18 protein-coding genes are annotated in these 18,885 nt (G+C 66.3%); 14 read left to right on the forward strand and 4 right to left on the reverse strand.

What is annotated here, in order from left to right; genetic code table 11:
• The first annotated feature begins 29 nt into the window (after positions 1–29).
• The 7 genes from AB0B25_RS04925 (at position 30) to AB0B25_RS04955 (ending at position 8,366) form a co-directional block, all read left to right on the forward strand.
• Complete coding sequence (locus AB0B25_RS04925) at positions 30–1,058, forward strand: Gfo/Idh/MocA family oxidoreductase (protein ID WP_357174774.1); 1,029 nt, start codon at positions 30–32, stop codon at positions 1,056–1,058.
• Positions 1,055–1,792: an alpha/beta fold hydrolase gene (locus tag AB0B25_RS04930; RefSeq protein WP_357174777.1), complete on the forward strand. Its 738-nt coding sequence runs from the start codon at positions 1,055–1,057 to the stop codon at positions 1,790–1,792. The genes AB0B25_RS04925 and AB0B25_RS04930 overlap by 4 nt, the downstream gene beginning before the upstream one ends.
• Before the next feature lie 131 nt (positions 1,793–1,923).
• Positions 1,924–3,705, forward strand: coding sequence for an ABC transporter ATP-binding protein (locus AB0B25_RS04935; RefSeq protein ID WP_357174780.1), 1,782 nt, complete (start codon positions 1,924–1,926; stop codon positions 3,703–3,705).
• Positions 3,705–5,477: an ABC transporter ATP-binding protein gene (locus tag AB0B25_RS04940; RefSeq protein ID WP_357174782.1), complete on the forward strand. Its 1,773-nt coding sequence runs from the start codon at positions 3,705–3,707 to the stop codon at positions 5,475–5,477. Before AB0B25_RS04935 ends, AB0B25_RS04940 begins: the two co-directional genes overlap by 1 nt.
• Complete coding sequence (locus AB0B25_RS04945) at positions 5,474–6,109, forward strand: MptD family putative ECF transporter S component (protein ID WP_357174785.1); 636 nt, start codon at positions 5,474–5,476, stop codon at positions 6,107–6,109. The genes AB0B25_RS04940 and AB0B25_RS04945 overlap by 4 nt, the downstream gene beginning before the upstream one ends.
• Complete coding sequence (locus tag AB0B25_RS04950; RefSeq protein ID WP_357174788.1) at positions 6,106–6,864, forward strand: energy-coupling factor transporter transmembrane component T; 759 nt, start codon at positions 6,106–6,108, stop codon at positions 6,862–6,864. Before AB0B25_RS04945 ends, AB0B25_RS04950 begins: the two co-directional genes overlap by 4 nt.
• On the forward strand, positions 6,858–8,366 hold the full coding sequence (locus AB0B25_RS04955; protein WP_357174791.1) for an ABC transporter ATP-binding protein: 1,509 nt from the start codon (positions 6,858–6,860) through the stop codon (positions 8,364–8,366). Before AB0B25_RS04950 ends, AB0B25_RS04955 begins: the two co-directional genes overlap by 7 nt.
• 171 nt (positions 8,367–8,537) lie before the next feature.
• On the opposite strand, the gene AB0B25_RS04960 is transcribed toward AB0B25_RS04955, so the two are convergent.
• Entirely contained in the window at positions 8,538–9,521 is a 984-nt protein-coding gene (locus AB0B25_RS04960) for a WYL domain-containing protein (protein WP_357174794.1), read from the reverse strand.
• 87 nt (positions 9,522–9,608) lie between these two features.
• On the opposite strand from AB0B25_RS04960, the gene AB0B25_RS04965 reads away from it, so the two are divergent.
• The 4 genes from AB0B25_RS04965 (at position 9,609) to AB0B25_RS04980 (ending at position 11,994) form a co-directional block, all read left to right on the forward strand.
• Positions 9,609–10,262: a TIGR03086 family metal-binding protein gene (locus tag AB0B25_RS04965; protein WP_357174797.1), complete on the forward strand. Its 654-nt coding sequence runs from the start codon at positions 9,609–9,611 to the stop codon at positions 10,260–10,262.
• A 124-nt stretch (positions 10,263–10,386) separates the two neighbouring features.
• The gene (locus AB0B25_RS04970; RefSeq protein WP_357174799.1) at positions 10,387–11,274 is read left to right on the forward strand and encodes a DUF4913 domain-containing protein; all 888 of its coding nucleotides are present in this window, start codon (positions 10,387–10,389) and stop codon (positions 11,272–11,274) included.
• Complete coding sequence (locus tag AB0B25_RS04975) at positions 11,238–11,471, forward strand: hypothetical protein (protein WP_357174802.1); 234 nt, start codon at positions 11,238–11,240, stop codon at positions 11,469–11,471. Before AB0B25_RS04970 ends, AB0B25_RS04975 begins: the two co-directional genes overlap by 37 nt.
• On the forward strand, positions 11,449–11,994 hold the full coding sequence (locus AB0B25_RS04980) for a hypothetical protein (protein WP_357174804.1): 546 nt from the start codon (positions 11,449–11,451) through the stop codon (positions 11,992–11,994). The genes AB0B25_RS04975 and AB0B25_RS04980 overlap by 23 nt, the downstream gene beginning before the upstream one ends.
• A 432-nt stretch (positions 11,995–12,426) precedes the next feature.
• Here AB0B25_RS04980 and AB0B25_RS04985 read toward each other — a convergent pair whose 3' ends face one another.
• Complete coding sequence (locus AB0B25_RS04985) at positions 12,427–12,849, reverse strand: hypothetical protein (protein ID WP_357174807.1); 423 nt, start codon at positions 12,847–12,849, stop codon at positions 12,427–12,429.
• Between AB0B25_RS04985 and AB0B25_RS04990 the strand changes: the two genes are divergently transcribed.
• The 3 genes from AB0B25_RS04990 to AB0B25_RS05000 all read left to right on the forward strand — a co-directional run bounded on the left by AB0B25_RS04990 (position 12,848) and on the right by AB0B25_RS05000 (position 17,043).
• Positions 12,848–13,138 carry a hypothetical protein gene (locus tag AB0B25_RS04990; RefSeq protein WP_357174810.1) on the forward strand — a complete coding sequence of 97 codons (291 nt, stop codon included), beginning with the start codon at positions 12,848–12,850 and terminating at the stop codon, positions 13,136–13,138. The genes AB0B25_RS04985 and AB0B25_RS04990 overlap by 2 nt on opposite strands.
• 1,829 nt (positions 13,139–14,967) lie before the next feature.
• Positions 14,968–15,999 carry a reverse transcriptase domain-containing protein gene (locus tag AB0B25_RS04995; protein ID WP_357175001.1) on the forward strand — a complete coding sequence of 344 codons (1,032 nt, stop codon included), beginning with the start codon at positions 14,968–14,970 and terminating at the stop codon, positions 15,997–15,999.
• A 366-nt stretch (positions 16,000–16,365) separates the two neighbouring features.
• On the forward strand, positions 16,366–17,043 hold the full coding sequence (locus AB0B25_RS05000; protein ID WP_357174813.1) for a hypothetical protein: 678 nt from the start codon (positions 16,366–16,368) through the stop codon (positions 17,041–17,043).
• A gap of 255 nt (positions 17,044–17,298) precedes the next feature.
• Here the strand turns inward: AB0B25_RS05000 and AB0B25_RS05005 are convergent, their stop codons facing one another.
• Both AB0B25_RS05005 and AB0B25_RS05010 read right to left on the reverse strand, forming a co-directional pair.
• A complete protein-coding gene (locus AB0B25_RS05005; RefSeq protein WP_357175004.1) occupies positions 17,299–17,859 on the reverse strand; it encodes a recombinase family protein in 561 nt (186 codons plus the stop codon).
• Positions 17,860–18,085: 226 nt separating this feature from the next.
• Positions 18,086–18,442, reverse strand: coding sequence for a MerR family transcriptional regulator (locus AB0B25_RS05010; RefSeq protein ID WP_357174816.1), 357 nt, complete (start codon positions 18,440–18,442; stop codon positions 18,086–18,088).
• Positions 18,443–18,885: the final 443 nt, after the last annotated feature.

Raw genomic sequence — 18,885 nt, forward strand, 5'->3', positions numbered from 1 at the left:
CCGGATATCGCGGTCCAGGAGCGTGACCGGTGACCGCGCCCCGGACCGCGGGCAAGCCGACCGCGGTCATGGTCGGCGGTACCTTCGGTGCCGTCTACGCCGAGGCGTTGACCTCCCCGGACTCGCCGGTCGAACTTGTCGGGATCTTGGGAACCGGCGCGGGTCCCGCGCGGGATCTGGCGCGTCGGCTGGGACTGCCGCTCTATACCGACCCGAACGCGCTGGGACCGGTCGATATCGCCGTGGTCGTCGTCCGGTCCGGGGTGGTGGGCGGCGCGGGTGCCCGGATCAGCGCGGAACTGCTCGAGCGCGGTATCCACGTCCTCCAGGAACAGCCGGTGCACGCCGACGAGATCGTGGAACTGCTCAGAGTCGCCGCCCGGCATGGAGTTCGCTACGGCGTCAACGATTTCTACAGCTCGCTGGCGCCCGTGCGACGATTCGTCGGCGCCGCACAGTTGCTCGCCGCGCGCACACCGGTGCGCTACGTGCAGGCACGGTCCGCGATCCAGGTCGTCTTCCCGTTGTTCACGATGCTCGCCGATCTGGTCCCCGCTCTCACACCCGCGCGGGTCGAGATATTGCCCCCCACCCCGGGCGCGTTCGACACCGGGCGGATAACTCTCGGCGATATTCCGGTGGATCTGCTGATCGACAACCAGCTGTGCGCGAGCGACCCGGACAACTACGTGCGGCTCATGCACGAGGTGACCGTAGGCAGCGACGCCGGCGAACTGGTACTCACCCATACCCACGGCCGCACCCACTGGCGCCGCCGGCAGACGGGCGCCGTGGCCGACCGGGCGATTACCGAAACCATTGGCGACGCCGACGAACCCACGACCGCGACCATCCGCGAGCGCATATGGCCGGACGGAGTGCGTCGCGCGGTCGCCGATTTCGCCGGCGCGATCGCGGCCGGCCGCAACCCCGTCTCGCATCGTTTCATCCGGGCCGTGCGGTTGTGGTCGGAGTTCACCGCGGCGGCCGGTCCGGCCACCCTGATCGAACCGTTCGAACCGCCGCCGATCACCGCCGAGGAGTTGCTCACGCCATGACCGTGCACATCGATACTCTCACCGAACGCTCTGCCGCCGCGGTCGTTGTGGTGTTCCCGCACGCGGGCGGTAGCCCCCGGTTCTTCGCGCCGTGGTCGTCGTCGCTGCCGGAGACCTTCGAACTGGCCGGGGTGACCTATCCCGGTCGCGACGCCCTGCTCGACGCGCCCTCGGCCCCCGATATCCCGGCCCTGGCCGCGGACTGCGCGGCGGAACTGGCGCCCCTGGCCCGGTCGCGTCCGGTGCTGCTGTTCGGACATTCCATGGGCGGCCATGTCGCCTTCGAAACCGCGAGGCGCTTGGAAGGCATCGGCTGTCCGGTCGCCGGACTGGTCGTCAGCGGTGCCGACGCGCCGTCCCGGGGGACCATCGAGCGGTGGCATCTGGCCTCGGATGTCGAGTTGGCCGACCATATCGGCGAGCTGGACCCGAAAATCCGAGCGGTACTGGCCGAACCGGCATTGGCGCGGATGTTCCTGCCGACGATTCGCGCCGATTACCACCTGGTGGAGACCTATCGGGCCGATCCGTGGGCGACGGTGTCCTGCCCGACTGTGGTCGTCTCCGGTGACAGTGACCCGGAGATCACCCCGGACGGTATAGCCCGGTGGATCGAGCACGCCCCTGGCGGTTGCCGGTTCCGGTTCACGCGCGGCGGACACTTCTCGCTGGCCACCGACCCTTCCGAGATATACCGGTGCCTGGATGAGGTGCTCGGCACACGGGTGGGATGACGGTCCGGCGTCTGGATGGCGAACCGCGTGCTGACGTGCGCGGTGTGGTCGGCTACCATGCAATTGAAAATAGATTTCATTATCTTTCTGGTCGGAATATCGACCTATCGGCCTGCGCGCGAAGGGTTTCCATGTCTGCACCTGCCACCGAGGCCGCTCCGCCGACCGAGGTGAGGCGAGCGCCTTCGGTGTTCGCCGGCGCCCGTCTCACCCTGATCGGCTGTGCGGTGCTCACCGCCGTCTGCGCGGTCGCCGGAATGGCGCCGCTCATCGCGGTTGTCGAGATCACCCGCCGTATGTTGCGCGGCGACAACGACGTATGGCCGATCATCATCGTCGCTCTCATCGCGCTCGCGATACGGCAACTGGGCATATTCGGAGCCGGTGTGCTCACTCATCTCGCCGATATCGAGGTGTCGTTCGGTATCCGACGGCAGTTGCTCGGCAAACTGAGCCGGGTACCGTTGTCCTGGTTCACCGATCGCAACTCCGGCATCGTCAAGAAGACCGTCGAGGACGACGTCGCCGCGCTACACCGGCTCATCGCCCATTCGATTGTGGAGATCACCGCCGCGTCGGTGCCGCCGGTGGTCGCCGTCGGCTACCTGTTCTCCGTCGACTGGCGCATGGCGCTGCTCACCCTGCTGCCTGTAGTGGTGGGCCTGGCCGTCTACCAGTGGGCGATGTCCGACGCGAGCACGAAATATCCGGAATACCTGCGCTGGCTGGAGCAGTTGAACGGCGCCGCAGTGGAATTCGTCAATGGGATCGGTGTGGTGAAGACCTTCGGCACCCCGGGCGCCACCACCCTGCGGTTTCGGGAGATCTCGCGCGATTTCGCCCAGTTCTTCCATGACTGGGTCAAATCCACCAGTGTCGCCGGGGTGATTGCCGAGATCATGGTGTCGCCGCCGAGCATGCTGGTGGTGGTCGCCACCGGCGGAGGGCTGCTCACCCTGGACGGGAGGCTGCCGTTGCCGGATCTCATCGCGGTCCTGGTGTTCGCCACGGTCGTCACCGCCGGGGTCATGATCGTGATGATGTCGGCGAACCAGCTGGTCACCGCGTTGGACGTCGCCCATGGTATCCGCGGACTGCTGTCCGCCCCGGAACTGACCGTCCCGGACGAGCCGATCACGCCGGACCCGAACCACGCCGGGCCGGTGGTCCGACTCGACGGTGTGCGCTTCACCTACGGCGATACGACCGCTCTCGACGGGATCGACCTCGAACTGCACGCCGGTACCGTGACCGCGCTGGTCGGCCCATCCGGATCGGGGAAATCCACTCTCGCCAAACTGCTGCCGCGCTTCGACGATCCGGTGGCGGGTTCGGTCGAACTGTACGGTGTGGACATCCGGCGGATGGCTCCCGCGCAGCTCTACCGACACGTCGCGTTCGTCTTCCAGGACGCGACGCTGTTGCGGACGAGCATCCGTGACAATATCCGGCTCGGTCGGCCCGACGCCGACGACGCCGCGGTGCGCGAGGCGGCCCGCAAGGCGCGGATCGCCGACTGGATCGAGGAACAACCCGGCGGATACGACGCCATCGTGGGGGCGCAGGCGCAGCCCTCCGGGGGACAGCAGCAGCGCATCTGCATCGCCCGCGCAATCCTGGCCGACCGCCCGGTTCTCGTTCTGGACGAGGCCACCGCCGCCGCCGACCCGGAGAACGAGGCCTGGATCCAGGACGCCCTGAGCGAGGTGGCGCGCGACCGCACCGTTCTGGTGATCGCGCATCGACTGGGCACGATCCAGGGCGCGGACCGGATCGTGGTCCTGGACGGGGGACGGATCGCCGACCAGGGCACACACGACGAACTACTCGCCCGCGACGGGCTCTACGCCCGCCTGTGGGACTACGACCGGCGGGCACGCGACGGGGACACCATGCAGAGGGGAACCGATTGATGGGCACGATGATCCGATACCTGCTCGACCTGCTCGACCTGCTCGATCCGCCCGGTCGCCGTCATCTGCGCACCATGCTGATGCTGTTGGTCGGCCAGGGTGTACTCCAGGGACTCGGGTTCCTGTTCGTGGCACCGCTCATCGCGGCGCTCGCGGAGACACCAGTGGACCGGGACCGAGCGCTGCTATGGATCGGCGCACTCGCCGCCGTCGTCGTCGCGCACCATGTGCTGCTGGCGTGGAGCACGTCGCTGGGCTACCGCATCGGCACCGATGTGCTCACCGGTTTCCATAGCCGCATCGGTAACCACCTGGCCGTTCTGCCGATCGGCTGGTTCCGTACCGACCGCACCGGTCCCGTCGCGCGATTGCTGAGCAAGAACACGGTCGATGTCGCCGACCTGCCCGCGCATCTGCTGCGCTACGTGGTGGTCGGCGTCGTCGCGCCGATCGTCATGATCGCCGGTAGTTATCTGCTCGACTGGCGGATCGGCCTGACCTTCACGGCCGGCGCACTGCTGTGCGCGCTCGCGCTGCGGCTGCTCATGGCCGTGATCGCCCGCAACGACGACGGGCACGAGCACGACATCGGCGTCTCCGCCTCCGGCATCGTGGAATTCGCACGGCAGCAGCCGATCCTGCGCGCCTACGGTGTCCTGGACCGACCGGATCTCGGCACCCTGGGCGCCGCCCTGGATCGGCAGCGGGAATCACAGTCCCGGCTCACCATCGGCGGTGCCTGGGGGCTGATGCTGTTCTACGGCGCCGTGCAGCTGGTGATGACCGCCGTTATCGCGTTGACCGTGGCGTTCGCGATGGACGGCAGCCTTGCCGTGGCGTCCATGGTCGGTCTGCTGATCATCACCCTGCGCATGCTCGATCCGCTGGCCCAGTTGGGTGATCTCGCCGGACACGTCCAGGTGAATGCCGACGCCATTCGCCGGGTACGTGCCCTGCTCGCCGAACCGCGGTTGCCCGAACCCGCGCAGCCGGCCGAGCCGTCCGGATACGATATCGAGTTGCGCGGGGTGCGATTCGGCTACGACGACCGAATCGTTCTCGACGGTATCGATGCCCGGCTACCACAGGGCACGCTCGCTGCGATCGTCGGTCCGTCCGGCGCCGGGAAGAGCACCCTGCTGAAACTGATCGGACGCTTCTTAGACACCGACGACGGCACGATCCGGATCGGCGGTTGCGATATCCGTGATCTGGGCAGTGCCGCGGTGGCTCGGATGACCGCGCAGGTCTTCCAGGAGGTGTACCTGTTCGAGGGCACCATCGCCGAGAATCTGCGGATGGCCGATCCCGACGCCACCGATGCGGACCTGGCTCGCGTGGCGCGGATCGCCCGCCTGGACGAGATGATCGAAAGGCTCCCCGACGGCTGGAACACCCGGGTCGGCGAGGCCGGATCCACCCTGTCCGGTGGTGAGAAGCAGCGGGTGTCCATCGCCCGAGCCCTGCTGAAGGACGCTCCGATCGTCCTGTTCGACGAGGCCACCGCGGCACTGGACGCTGTCAACGAGGCCGCTGTCGCCGATGCCATCGCCGAATTGGCGCGCGACCGCACCGTCGTGGTGGTGGCCCACCGCATGTCCACGGTGACGGCGGCCGACCAGATCCTGGTGCTCGACGACGGCCGGATCACCGAACGCGGAACCCACGGCGAACTGCTCGCTCACGGCGGAACCTACGCCCGGTTCTGGCACGAACGCCGCCGGGCCCGCGGCTGGCAGTTGCGCGGCGACGTACCGGCAGGTGCCTCATGACTCTCGACCGCCCACCGCGAGAACACTTCTCGACCGGACGCCGCATCGATATCCGGATGAGCGCCCAGGATCTCATCACGATCGGAATCTTCGCCGCCCTCTATGTCGTGATCGTGTTCGCGATCAATATGCTCGGATTCCTCAATCCCGCGATCATGCTGGTCGCGCTGGCCGCTGGGATCGTTGCCGGCGGTGTGCCCTTCATGCTGTTTCTCACGCGGGTCCGGCACGCGGGCATGGTTGTCCTCTTCGCGGCGATCACCTCCGGGCTGATGACCCTCACGGGCCATCCGCCGATCGGTGTCCCGCTCACTCTGCTGTGCGCGCTGTTCGCCGAGATCGCGCTGTGGTTCGGCGAATACCGCTCCCCCCGGATGAGCGTGCTCGCCTACACCGCCTACTCGCTCTGGTACTGCACTCCGCTGCTGCCCATCTTCTACGCCCGCGACGAGTATTTCGCCGACCCGGCCATGCAGCAGATGGGCAGGGGCTACATCGAACAGATGATGGACCTCCTCTCGCCGACGGTACTGGCCGTGTTCAGCGCTTCCACCGTTTTGTTCGGCCTGCTCGGGGGACTGCTGGGATTACGGATGCTGCGAAAGCATTTCGAGAAGGCCGGTCTGGCATGACCGGATCCGGTATCACCGACGGGGCGGCCGTCGCCGCGGCGGCCATGGCGGACCGGGCGGTCGAGGAAACCCACACGGAGCCCCGGAGTGCGGGACTGGATCCGCGTACGAAGATCGGCATCGTCCTCGTCACGTCGGTGGTGGTCATGGCGCCGGGCGGCGTGGAGTTCGTACCGGCCGCCCTGATCCTGGCGGTGGCGCTCGCCCTCGCCGAACGGGCCTGGCCGCGGGCGGCCGGGCTGCTCGCGGCGGCGACGGTCGCCGCGTCCTTCGCCTACCTGCTGCCGCGGGCGGTGGTGCATCCGCTGACCGGCGTCCTCGGCGTTCTCGCCGCCTATCTGCTGCGGCTCATCGTGATCGCGGGTGTGGCCATGTATCTGGTGCGCACCACCACGCCGAGTGAGTTCACCGCCGCATTGCGCGCGGCCCGGGTGCCTCGGGGCATCACGGTATCGGGCGCGGTGATGCTGCGTTTCATTCCGACCATGATCGCCGAGGCCCGCGCGGTGCGCGACGCCATGCGACTGCGCGGTGTCGGCATGCTCGGCAACCCCGTCCGAGGTCTCGAGTACTTCACCGTGCCGCTCATCGCGTCGAGTCTGCGCGCGTCCGAAGATCTTTCGGCCTCGGCGCTATTGCGCGGTCTGGGCTCTCGTACCCGGCCGACGTGTCTGCGCCCGCCGCGGTTCGGGATCGCCGACGTCGTGGTCTGGCTGTTCGTCGCGCTCCTGGCCGGAGGCACGCTGCTGTGGTAACCGAACCGATGATCGAGATCGCCGACGTGAGCTGGCGTTACGCTGGCACCGACACCCCGACCCTGGCCGGCCTGAACCTGCGGATCGAGCGGGGCGAAACCGTGGTGCTGTGCGGGGCGAGCGGGTCGGGGAAGAGCACCGCGCTCCGACTCGTGAACGGACTCATCCCGCACTTCCACCGCGGAACCCTCGAGGGCGCCGTTCGTCTCGACGGCGAACCGGTCGCCGAGCAGCGCCTGGATGTCATCGGCCGGCGGACCGGAACCGTCCTGCAACATCCACGGCGCCAGTTCTTCACCGACAGCGTCGACACCGAATTGGCCTTCGCCTTGGAGAATTTCGGTGAACCGCCCCCGTCGATCCGAGAACGCGTCGCCGCCGCTCGCATCGAGCATCGACTGACCGATCTCACCGGCCGTCGACTGTTCGAACTCTCCGGCGGCCAACAGCAGCGGGTCGCCTTCGCTGCCGCCACTGTTCACCGGCCCGCGGTGGTAGTCCTGGACGAACCCACAGCCAACCTGTCCGCCGCCGCCGTCGAACAGTTCATCGCCCGAATCGCCGAACTCCGCGCCGCCGGCGTTACCCTGGTGATCGCGGAGCATCGGCTTCACCGGCTCGCCGATCAAGCGGATCGCATAATCTTGCTGCGGGACGGCCGCGTCGCGACGGAATGGTCCGGCGCGGACTTCGCGCGCCTGCCCGAAAGCGTGTGGACAGCAGCGGGATTGCGCAGCGAATCGACCGCACCCCAGGCACGGCCATGGGTACTCGGCCACGGACCCGGTGTCGAACCGCCACCACGCTCGCCGCAACAAAAGAATCCAGCGGGCGGATCCGAGCCGTCTCGCGGCCTGACGCTGCACCAGATTCGCTGCTCTCGCAGGGGCCGCCGGGTACTCGATATCGCTGCGGCACATTTCCCGGCAGCAGCCGTCACCGCGGTCACCGGACCGAACGGGGCGGGCAAGACCACTCTGGCTCATGTGCTTACTGGATTGCAGCGCCACAGCGGCGTGATCACCCTGGATGGGCGCCGGCTCGACCGGCGTCGTCGACTCGCCGTCTCCGCGCTCGTCATGCAGGACGTACAACGTCAACTGTTCGCCGACAGCGTCGCCGCGGAACTGCGTCTCGGGACCGACGAATCCGATTCCGGCCGAGCGGATTCGGAGTTCGTGCCAGGGGAGTCCGCAAGTCATCCCCTGCTCCGAAAGCTCGGATTGGCAGGACTCGACGACCGGCATCCTCTTGCCCTGTCCGGCGGCCAACAGCAGCGTCTCGTGGTCGCGGCAACCCGGCTGAGCGGGCGCCGGATCGTGGTGTTCGACGAGCCCAGTTCCGGTGTCGATGCCCGTCATCTGGCCTCGATCACCGACGTCCTGCGCGACCTCGCGACCGAGGGAGCCGTCGTAATACTGATCAGCCACGATGACGAACTCGTCGCCCGCGCCGCCGATCTGGAGCTCCGGTTACGCCCGTTGCCAGTCCAGATCGACTGAGGCCCCGGCGAGGTCCACATCCACCGTTTCGCCCGATGTGTCGGGGGCGAAACCGGAAAATCGGCTACATCGAAAGTCGATCCGGGTGTGCCGTGGCCGGCTTGCGGTACGGCGCGTGCCGGCCCGGACGCGGAATGACCCGAGCCCGGCCGCGCACCTCGTCGCGGCAGGTCAGTCGTTCGGCGCGTCGGCGACTGCCTCGGTGTACCGGCGGGCGAGGGTACGGATGTGCGCGAGCAGTTCCGGCGGACTGTCGACGCGAAAGTCCATCATCAGCATGGACAGGTAGATCGCGACCGTTTCCAGTGCGTCCGCGCCGGTGTGGAGAACGCAGGTGTCGGCGTCCACGGCCTCCACCATGCCGACAGCGGGGTTGATGCGTGCGATCACGGTCTCGGCCGGGGCCAGCACGATGATCCGCGCATGCACCCGCCAACCGGTGACGGCGATGTGGCGCATGACGAAGGCGACGAGGTCGTCGTCGGGAAGTGAGCGGGCGGCGAAGCGACGCTCGCCCGGCTCGGTGCGGTGGAGCCGGGCAACGGGAATGGCACGCCAAGAATGGTCCTCGAGGCTGTAGGCGACCAGGTACCAGCGGCGCTGCCAGTTGATCAGGCGATACGGTTCGACCTCCGATCGGGGATGGTGTCGGGCGGTCTCCTCGATGAGGACCGTCGCGCCGTCTCGGATGGCACCCGCCAGTGTGGTCAGGACCGCGGCGGGCACCGGTGTGTCGGGCTCGCGGGAGCCGGTGGTCGCCGGGCCGATCGCGGTCGCGTCACGCAGCGCGGACACCTTGCGTTGCAGGCGTTTCGGCAGAATCTGATCCAGTTTGGCGAGCGCTCTGCTGGTGTGGTCGGCGATGTCCGCGATGCCGGTGGAGCCGTCTTCGGCCACGCCGATCGCGACCGCGACCGCGACCGCTTCATCGTCGTCCAGCAACAACGGCGGCATGGTCGTGCCGCGGCCGAGCCGGTAGCCGCCGCTCGCGCCGCGCTGTGCGTGTACGGGGTAGCCCAACTCGCGCAGCCGCTGGATGTCGTTGCGCAGCGTGCGGTCGGTCACGCCCAAGCGCTCGGCCAGTTCGCGGCCGGTGCGCTCACGGTCTTGGAGCAGGGCCAGCAACCGCAGGACACGCGTGGTGGTAGGTGCCACTATTCACCTCGACAAATTAGGAAAGTAATTAGCCTAATGGCCTCATAGGCTGGATGTCAGCAGCACCGACAACCCGAAAGGTCTGACATGAACGCCGCAGCCGCCACCACTTCCGTTGTCACCTTGCGTCCTGTCTGGCGGGAGGTTCTCGACGCCGCTTACCGCGCCTTGGACAGCGTCATCGCGGGTATCGCGGACGACCAGTGGCACGCGCCGACACCGTGCTCGGAATGGAATGTGACACAGGTGGTTCAGCACGCCGCCGGCGATCAGCTGGCGTACGCCGAGTCGCTCGGCATCGGTGACGGTCCCGCCTACAACCCGTTCGCGCCGTCCGGCACGGTCGACGGGAGCCCGGTGCAGCTGGTCCGCGCAGCGATCGAACGGGCCGCGGTCGCCTGGGCCACGGTCGCGGACGACACCGAGGTCGTGCCGACGCCGCTACCGCACGGCGCCCTTGCCACGCCGGTCGCCGCTGTCATGTGCGCGCTGGACGCCGCGGTACATGCCTGGGATATCGCCATCGCGACCAGTCAGCCCTCGCCCTTGACCGACGACCTCGCTGTCCATCTGCTGACCGCCGCCCGCACCGTACACCCGGCTCCCGGCAGTGGCGCCCGAGCCGAAATCATCGAACCCCTGCGTCAGTGGGGTGCCTACGCCCCGATCGTGGGCGGTTCGGCCGTGGGTACCACTGCCGCCGAACTCCTGCGCTACCTGGGCCGCAACCCGGGTGCCTGACCGCCGCGGCCGGCTGCGGCACCGCGCCCGGCAAAGCATCATTGCGCAGCGACAACGTCATCGATGACCAGGCCGCCACCGAGCCCGCCGAGCAGGACCTGATGCAGCAGCGGAGGTCGCTGGTGTGGACCTCACCGAGGCTCTCGACAGTGCGGTGCGTGCGGCGGTGGCCGGCCAGATCACCGCCGCGGCCACGGCCTTCACCAAGGGGGCGCTGGAGCAGGTGCTCACCGATGAGGTCGTGGTGGGGATGCAGCAGCTGGCGTTGCGTGAGGCCAGCGCTGCTGTCGACCCGGAGCAGGAACCGGTAGAGAAGCCGCGAAAGTTGCGCTACCGCAGCCTCGAAGAGTTCGTCACCGGGCATATCGCGCACCTGTACCCGCGTGATATCCCCGCCCACAAAAGCGAGACCACCCCACGGTGGTGCCCGTGCTGGTGGGCACACGGCGAGGCCGTGAGCCGTCTGGGGGCGTTGTGGCGGGCGTTCGAGCACATGCGTCACGGTGACAACGTCGAGATGGTCGTGTGGTGGGTGCAGTACGCCGACCCGCTGATGGAGCGGCTGATGGATCCCGAGGGCACGTTCAAGTACTGCTCGGTGGCCGACGGGCACAGCACCAAGCTGACCAAGCTGGCCACCTTGGTGATCGTCGCCGACCGCGACACCGCCGGGTATCGGCGCGCCGAGCGGGTCATGGGCAGCCTGGTCGGGCTGGTCGGGCGGGTGCGGGTTGTGCAAGCCGCCACTGGCAAGGACCTGCACGACCACCTTCAGTGCGGCCACGAGATCCGCGAGCTCGAGCCGGTCCCGCATCTGGATCCCTTCACCCCCGGATGGTCTGCCGCACCCGCGCCGGCTACTCCCGCTCCCGCAGCCGAGACCCAGACCGTCTCGGTTGCTTCGTCTGTCGCCCCTGCAACAACTCCGGGAGGAAACCTGATGCTCCCGCCCCGCACTCCGACGAGATGGACCACATGGGCAGTCAGTGGTCGATGTTCGTGCGGCTGCTGATGGAGCAGGTGATGACCATCGCCCGCAGACAGGCCGAACAGCGCCGCCGCGACGCCGAAACACGGGCGCAGTGGGAGGACAACGAGCGGATCGCAGCGGAACAACGCCTGAGTGCTGAACGCACCGCGGTGGAGGCCCGGGATCCGCAAGCTGCGCGATGCTGGGCTGTACAACGTGTCACGGACCGAACTGGCTGAACTGCTTGCCGATTCGGCGGCGTGGTCTGAGGACAGCCAAGTCGCAGCATCCGCGTTGCAGGAGGTCAGTGGGCACATCCACCGCCGCTACGGCGTCCTGATCGACTCCGAGACCGGCCAGGCGGCCATGGACGGGCCGATGGACGCGGTGGCGCGCGGCGACAACCGGCCTTCTCCGGTCGCGGACGCGCTCGTCGCCGCCGAGCAGGAGCGAGCCGCGTTGGCCCGGTTGAAAACCGCCCAGGACCGCCTGGTCGAGCTCGTCGCCGCCGAGCAGGGCTTGGAGCAGTCGACGACGCAGCAGCTCTACGTCGCGATCGAGCAGTGGCGGGCCGACCCCACCGCCCGCCAGCTCGATGCCCTGACCCGCACACTCGCCGATAAAGGCGTGGGTGGGCAGGTCCGGACGCGGGTGCGTTTCGTCGCCGCCTACCTAGGCAGCCCCGGGCAGCTGGTGCCGCTCGACGAACTCGGTGCGGTCAACGCGGTGTCGGCCACGACCGAGCTGCGCAAACTCGGATAGGCGCTCGTCGACCCCGGCGAGGAGGTCAAGCCGCGGGTCGATGCACTGCTGGAGTCCTACCAGGACGCGTTGCGTCTCGGTGCGCCAACCACGTTGGTGCGCGAGCGGCTGACTCAGGCGACGGCGGTGCTGAGCCCCGAAGATGAGCAGGCTGTCCGCGATCGGGGCAACGCGATCCGGTCCAACCCCGCGCAGAAGTTCCCGCAGTTGTGGCCGGAGCACGTCGACGGTAACGAGCTGGCGACCTCGATCCGGGTCTACGCGACGCTGGCGCCGCAGGTCGAGCGCGCCGCCGGAAAGGCCGGCGATCTCGACGACGCCGCCGCTACCAGCCTGAACAAGCAGGCCAACAAGCACCGCCGCGCGATCGGTAAGGCACTCACCCAGGGCAAGGGCCTGCACGAGTGGGAGAAAGACCAGATCGCAGCGGTGCTACGGGATGTGGAGGCCGGTAGGACCACCACCCCGGAACTGTTGTTCGCCGACGACCGCTCCGCCGCAGCCGTCGATACCGATCGGGCCACCCGCATCGCGTATGACACCACCCACGCCCACCGCCGCCAGCTCGAACAGATCCTCGAATCCAACACAGCACCCCAAGGCACGGTGCGCCGCACCCGCGACGCGATCACCCGTGTCACGGACGCCCAAACCGCGCTCGCGACCGGACATGCCTCGCTGCCGGACTACGAGCGCACCGGCCTGGACCGCCAGCTCGACGCCATACTCGCCGCTGTCGGGGTATCCGAGCCGCTGCGCAACAAGATCCGTCACCACCTCGACCACTCCGCCGGCGAGGCCGCGACCGCGGGCAAGCAAGCCGCCCGGATCGCGATGGGTCTGGGCCGACCGCATGGAAGCCGTCGCGATCGAACGCGACCGGGCCAAGACCCAAACCTCCGACGCAGGCTACGACAGCCCGCAGCGCCGTGCGGAATTCGAGCAGACCCTTCGGGCGAAGGGACTCAACGACGACCAAGTCACCCAGCACATGGCCGCCGACGCCGGACACGCCAAACCAGCCTCAGCAGCGGCAGCACGCGGCACCGGTCAGGGCAGCCACCGCAGCACCTCGCAAGGAATGTGTGTGCGCCGCACCCATCACTGCGGCACCGGTCGCGGCGAGCGCGGCCTCGGGCACTGAGCAGCAGGGGATCACGCGCACCGAGGCACATCCAGCCGTCGAGTCGGCCCCCGGGTTGGCCGGCTCGACCCCCGTCCCGCAACCACTTCAGGGAGGAAACATCATGTCCGACACCACCATCGACCCGCAGCCACAGCTGGGGCTGCAAAGAACCCTGTCCGGCGCACAAAAACCGCTCGCGAACTGGCTGCGAAGTGGGGCGCATCGGACCGCGCAATCCGCCGGATCGTCGCGGAGCCGCGCGCCGACTACGAGTCTCGGGTGCTCGAGAAGCGCCGGCGGGCTCAGCAGATGCGCAGCGAGGGCGCGACCTACCGCCAGATCGCCGGCGAGCTGGGCGTCGGAATCGGGTCTGTCTCATCCCTGCTCCGAACCCCGGTTTCCGCCGAGGCGAAGTCCGCGTACCCTTCCCGGAACTAGAACGCTTGTGCGATTTCTGGCCGACGATAAGCGGGCGAAGTCGGCGGCCGGTGGTGACGCAACCGTGAGCCCACTGCGACGGCGACCGCAGCGGCGTCGGCCGTGATCGCGACGATCAGTGTTGCCCTCTGGCTGCTGGTTCCCGCCAACCGCCAGGACAAGCCGGAACAAGCGAGCCCACGTGAGACTACTCAGCAGGTTCTTCGGCAGCCGGAGCCACCAGCTGCCGAAGAACCTGCACCGCCGATCGAGGCCCCACCGCCGCCTGCCCCCACACCGCGACGGGGCGGCTGCTATCCGTTCCAGCCGAACTGTGTGCGCCACGAGGCGCCGACTTCCATACCGGGGGTGAGGTGACTCCGGAGTGATTGTGTCGCAGCATGATCGCTGTAGCTGAGGGTAGCTCGAACCAGGAGATGCTGGGGAGGGTGGAAAGCAGCCCTGACAAAGTCGGGACGTGCCAGTACTGCCGAATGGCGCGGGTCCGGTGAGCGTGGAACAGAGGTGGACGCGAGGAACCGGCGTTCTAAAGTCCCTCAAGGTTGGAGCCAGCTCAAATTCGGTGGATATGGGCTGGATTGCGGCGCGTATCCGATCCCTCATCACGGGTCGGAGAACTCCCTCAAGGGTTGCATTGCCCGGCGGGGAGGTCACGGTGAACTTCTGCGGTGTAGTCGTGACGAGGCTGCTGGGACAAAGCCGGCCACCTCCTGTTCCGAATGGAATTCGGTGAACGTGGGAACCATCCCGTCTCGCCCATCGAAGCTGGCAGCCAGCGGGTTTCGGGAGGCAGGCTCATCGTCGGCTGATGAGGCGTGGATGGGGCGGAGAGGCCGTAGTACTCCGAGCCGGGGAAAGCCCGAGCACATGGGGAAGGGCCTCAGTGAATGTCGACAGTGTGGAGCTGTAATGGACGGAGTCATCTGTGAATTCGGATGAGTCGTGGCCGGACTTCGACGAAGCCTGGTCGCGGGTACGGCGGATGCAGGCCAAACTGTACTTGTGGGCGGTCCGTGGTGCGGACCGAGTGTTCGAGGATCTGCACAATCTGGTGTGTGATCCGGCGTTTCTCGTCCACGCTTGGGAACGGGTTCACGGCAACAAGGGCGGACGCACTGCCGAGGTCGACGGGCTCATACCCCGCTCGATCCCGAAAGAGTCCACTCAACTGTTGTCGACGTTGCGGATGGAGTTACGGGCGAGAACCTATCGCCCGGATCTTGTCCGTGAGAAATTGATCCCGAAACCGGGCTCGGCGAAGAAACGCCGGTTGGGGATACCGACGACAGCGGACCGGGTAGTACAGGCCGCGCTGAAGTTGGTGCTCGAGCCGATCTTCGAGGCCGGATTTCAGCCCTACTCATACGGGTTCCGGGCTGAGAAGGCGTGCTCAGGACGCGATCGCCGAGATCCACAACTTCAGTGTCCGAGGGTATCACTGGGTGCTGGAGGCCGACATCGAGGCGTGTTTCGATCGGATCGACCACACCGCTCTGATGGAGCGGGTTCGGAACCGGGTCACCGATAAACGCGTCCTAGCCCTGATAAAAGCCTTCCTGAAGGCCGGTATCTTGACCGAGGAAGGCGTGAATCGGGAGACCTACACGGGAACTCCGCAGGGCGGTATCTTGTCGCCGTTGCTGGCGAATATCGCCCTGTCGGTGCTGGACGACCACTATCAACAGAAGTGGGACGCCGCAGGCGGAAGCGGAACTTACGCGGCTGCCAACTCGCGGAGATATCGTCTGCGCCGAGACGGAGGCGCAACCTATCGGCTCATCCGATACGCGGATGATTTCGTGGTCATGGTCCACGGCAAGCAGCACCATGCCGAACAAGCCAGGGCTGAGGTCGCGGAGGTAATCGCGCCGATGGGCCTTGTCCTGTCGGAGGCGAAAACCAGTGTCACACACATAGATAACGGGTTCGACTTCCTCGGCTACCGTATCCAGCGGCGGTCGAAACCTGGCACGAACCGCGCGAAGAAGGTGGTCTATACCTACCCGGCGAAGAAGTCGCTGCACTCGATCGTCGGGAAGATCAGATCCCTTACCAGCAGATCATGGACAGGCATGTCTCTGAAAGAACTGCTCAAGCGCCTGAACAGGGTTGTTCAAGGTTGGTGCACGTATTTCAAGCACGCGTGCTCGAATCGCACATTCAGCTATATCAGCCACTATGTGGTTCGAAGTAGCGCACTGGATGAGGATGAAACATCGGCGGATGACCTGGCCGAAACTGCGACGTCGATACTTCTCCGACAAGCAGTTCCCGGCCTACCAGCCATCCGAAGGTGGGATCGCGCTCTGCAACCCAGCAGAGATCGTCATCGAGCGATACCGATGGCGGGGTCACTCGATCCCGACACCATGGAGCGCTCTGGCCGAACAACTCGACACACTCTCGCGAGCATGACACTCATGGAGAGCCGGATGCGGTGAGAGCCGCACGTCCGGTTCGGTGGGCGGCCACGGGAAACGGACCCGCGGGCAACCCGGACACCGCGCCCGTGGCCGACCCAACTGGATACGGGTTAACAAGACGATGGACGCCAGCAGGCGGTGAACCGGAAGCCATCCCTCTTCACCGCCTGCGGCAGGTTCGTTCCTGATATCCGTTCTACTCAGGGCTTCTACAAGTCGATGCCGAATTCGAGTGGTCGACCAGATACCTGGACTTGACCCGGCTGGGTTTTTCTATCACGACGTCTTCGGTAGCTGCGCTGCTTATTGCCATGACTGAATAACGGAGGCGTACACTACCCAGGTAGAATCTACGTGGGTCGTTACCGGTAAAGGAGTGCTGACGTGGTTGTTCTGCAATCGGATGAACATGGGGTATTCCGACTTTCTGATCAGCCGTGGCCGACGTTGCATCGCACCCGCGGCGCGTCACCCGCCTTGCTCGATTACATCCGGCAGGCCGAGACGGTTATGCGGAAAGCTGTCGATATACTCGGAGACCCCAAGATGGCACGCCCTCTTCCTTTGCTGCCGCCGCCGCCTCCGGTTCCGCCTCCGACTGTATATATTGACAACTTTTCTGGGAAGATGGCGGGAAGTTACTCGTTGCTACGCAACGGACTTGGTGAATCGTCCGTCGCGTGGCAACATGGCGAGGCCGAAGTAGACAGGATAGTCAAGGAGACGCAAACCGCGGCCGAGGAAGTCTTAGAAATTCTTCGAAAGAACCATGTCGATCCGCTCAATGCGGTGTTAAGAGCGGCCGAAGCCGAGACTATTAAACTGGCATATTATTCACCCGCACAATACGCCGAGTCGAAACTGTCTGTATACACTGAATGGAAGCTTGCGGAGCTCCTGGAGAGCAAAATGTTCTGGGTGCAAGACGTGATCAGCTGGTTCGCTTGGCGCGCCGGTATGCGCGCGGTCGAGTTTCCCGACCCACCGCAGCCCAGTTACCCGTTAGTTCCCCCACCGGATTTCTACATGAATCGAGATCCGAATTCCGTTGTCGAAACCTGACATTATTGTTTGGAAGGGCATTGCCCGCATCGCGTTTCTGCTCCAGACTATGCCGCACAACGAATTACACCCATGTAAGACACCCTGTTAGAGCTTCCAGTCCGGTGAGGCGACCCCGTCACATGTCGCTGAGCGGCAGGATATCGTCGGCCTCACACCAAGCCGACTTGGGAGGGAGCCGGGGACGTTTCGCGCGAAGGCAGTTTCGCGCTTCGCTGCTCTCGGTTTCGTGTTCGAACCCGGACACTGCGCAGCTCAGGCCGTCACGGTCTCGGCCCGCAGGTAGGTGTAGACGGTTTCGCGGCTGATGCCGAACTCTCTGGCCAGCGCGACTTTCGGTACTCCGGCGGCTGAGCGGGCGCGCAGCTGGGCGGCTTGCTCGGGGGTGAGGGCGGGTTTGCGGCCGGTGTAGGCGCCGCGGGCCTTGGCCGCGGCGATGCCTTCGCGTTGGCGTTCGAGGATGAGGGCGCGCTCGAACTCGGCGAAGGCGCCCATCACGCTCAGCAGCAGGTTCGCCATCGGTGAGTCCTCCCCGGTGAAGGTCAGCGATTCCTTCACGAACTCGACCCGCACGCCCTTGCCGGTCAGGGTGCGCACCAGCCGCCGCAGGTCGTCGAGGTTGCGGGCGAGGCGGTCCATGGAGTGCACGATGACGGTGTCGCCCTCGCGGACGAACGCGATCAGCTCGTCCAGCTGCGGGCGTGCGGTGTCCTTCCCGGAGGCCTTGTCGACGAAGGTGCGCTCGACCTCGATCCCGTCGAGCTGCCGCACGGTGTTCTGGTCGACCGTACTCACCCTGATATAGCCGACGCGCATAACTGACCTCTCCACGACTTGGGATGTCAAGTTGAAGTCTAGAGGATCAGCGGACATGCGTCAATAAATTCGGAAATGGACCTCATTCTGACACTTTCCAGCCCGGTCACGCGCGTGGCGTTGGGGTTGTACCCAGGCGGACACATCGTGACCCCGACCCGCGATCTGTCGCCAGAGTCCGGTGGCGCTGGCTGGGGCGTGTTTCGGTCATGTCCATTTCCGGGGTTCAGTCGGGGTCGGTGCGCTGGGCGAGGGTGTGGCGCAGGTCGGTGTTGAGGCGTTGCGCCTCGGCGAGCTGGTCTTCGAGGATGACGATGCGGCAAGCCGCCTCGAGGGCGTTACCGGCATCGACGAGTTCGCGCACGCGCCCGGCGATGTGCAGTTGGTAGCGCGAGTAGCGGCGGTGTCCGCCCGCCGAACGTTGCGGGGTCAGGAGTTTGGCGGCGTCGAGGGCGCGCAGAAACGATTGGGTGACACCGAGTATCTCTGCGGCGCGTCCCATGCTGTAGGCGGGGTAGTCATCGTCATCGAGTTTGTCGGCGGCACTGGGGCCGTCGGTGGGGTTCGTGTTCGGTTGCTGCACAGCACCTCTCATGGTTCAACGCCAACAGGCCCCGGCGCACGTGCGCCGGGGCCTGGGGTCTACGAAGGGGATTGATACCTACTCTGTTCACCGGCCGCGTGGGCCGATGTCGTACACCGCACCCGACACTTCCTGGGACGCGGAACTGATAAATGACTACTCAGTGATCACCACCTCCTGGATTGCCGGTCTGCTCTGCGTTACTTCGCGGTCTTGCTTCTTCGCCCCCTCTGGCGGGCCGGCCGACTGCACCGGATTCTCTTCTCCGCCAGAGGGGACGGTGGAACCTCATGTTCCGGGCAGTTCACCTGCCCGGCCACTGGACTTATCAACTCAACGACAGCGACTGTATACCGGCCCTCGCAGAATGTCTATACCCGACACAACAGATTTTTGTCTGCTGGTGCGGGTGTTTATTTCACGTGGGTGGACGGTTTCGGATC

The sequence above is a fragment of the Nocardia sp. NPDC049190 genome (assembly GCF_040648115.1).
GTDB lineage: Bacteria > Actinomycetota > Actinomycetes > Mycobacteriales > Mycobacteriaceae > Nocardia.